The organism is Yersinia sp. 2542 StPb PI (assembly GCF_048593855.1).
GTDB lineage: Bacteria > Pseudomonadota > Gammaproteobacteria > Enterobacterales > Enterobacteriaceae > Yersinia > Yersinia enterocolitica_E.
Genome location: NZ_JAZGQA010000382.1, coordinates 1 through 1490, shown reverse-complemented (window position 1 = coordinate 1490; position 1490 = coordinate 1). Strand labels below are relative to the sequence as shown.

Sequence of the window (1490 nt, the reverse complement as noted above, 5' to 3'; positions counted from 1 at the left end):
ATTGTATAAATAATAGTCGCACCACGCCGAAAGAACATTGTTTCAGCACCTTGGTTGCGGTCGATGTTTTGTTATGTCCAAGCTAATGCTATTTTTTAACAAGTCACAGCAGTAAAATCCGGCGTTGTCTGTTAAAACATTAAAAAATACACCATGATTAGTACAGATGCTTAATTAGTTCAAAATCTAATGAGTGCCTAAAAAACAGTGCGATGGCCACCTTGCCATGACTTTCGATGTGAGAACCCATTGATGAATTACCCGCAGCAGCGCCGTTTCGATTTACCTAAACTGATGTTTGGGGTGATATTCATTATGATAATGATTATCGCCAGTTTCTGGGTGGTACAGCCTTTTATTATGGGTTTTGCCTGGGCGGGCATGGTAGTCATTGCGACCTGGCCACTGCTGATTAGGCTGCAAAGGCTACTTTGGGGTAAGCGCTGGCTGGCTGCTATTGTCATGACTCTGCTGCTGGTGTTGCTGTTTGTCATCCCGATAGCCCTACTGGTCAGCAGCCTGGTGGAAAACAGCGGCCCGCTTATCCAGTGGGCATCTAGCCCGTCTAATGTGCGCATGCCGGATATGACCTGGTTGCAATCGATCCCTATGGTGGGGAACAAACTCTATAGTAGTTGGCATACATTGGTTGCCGGTGGTGGCAATGCGATGATCGCCAAAGTTCAACCCTATATTGGTGCGGCCGCGACCTGGCTGGTAGCTCAAGCCGCCCATGTCGGTTATTTTTTGATTCATCTGGCGCTGATGGTGCTATTCAGTGTTTTACTCTATTTCCATGGTGAGCAAGTCGGGCTGGGTATCCGCCATTTTGCGGTGCGCGCTGCCGATAAACGTGGCGATGCCGTCGTGGTGCTGGCCGCTAAAGCTATCCGGGCCGTCGCATTGGGGGTCGTGGTCACCGCACTGGTACAGGCAGTGCTGGGTGGGATTGGGCTGGCGATTGCGGGCATTCAATACGCCACACTGTTTACCGTATTAATGTTTATCTGCTGCGTAGCTCAACTTGGGCCACTGTTGATACTGGTCCCGGCGATTATCTGGTTGTATTGGACCGGTGATACCACCTGGGGTACGGCACTGCTGGTTTGGAGCTGTATCGTTGGTACTATGGATAACGTTTTGCGCCCCTACCTTATCCGTATGGAAGCCGATATGCCGATGATTCTCATCCTGTCCGGGGTGATTGGTGGCTTGTTGTCATTCGGCATGATTGGCTTGTTTATTGGGCCGGTGGTGTTAGCCATCTCCTATCGCCTGACTTCTGCCTGGGTCAATGAAGCACCGGAGCCTGAAGAGAGTATGAAGGAAGTTGCCAAGCATTTAGAAGAGCTTTAGCACTTACCGGGGTTTGGTAGTTATGCTGCCGAACCCCTATTATCCAGCGACATTCGCTATTAACAATTAAGAACAACCGTTTTAATTCCTCTATTTCTATTCTCAACCTGTATTTCATTAGTTATTAAATAGAA

1 protein-coding gene is annotated in these 1490 nt (G+C 48.6%); it reads left to right on the top strand.

Annotated elements, in window-relative coordinates; all coding sequences use genetic code 11:
• Positions 1–252 precede the first annotated feature (252 nt).
• A complete protein-coding gene (ydiK, locus tag V1952_RS21790) occupies positions 253–1356 on the top strand; it encodes an AI-2E family transporter YdiK (RefSeq protein ID WP_083158718.1) in 1104 nt (367 codons plus the stop codon).
• Positions 1357–1490 lie beyond the last annotated feature (134 nt).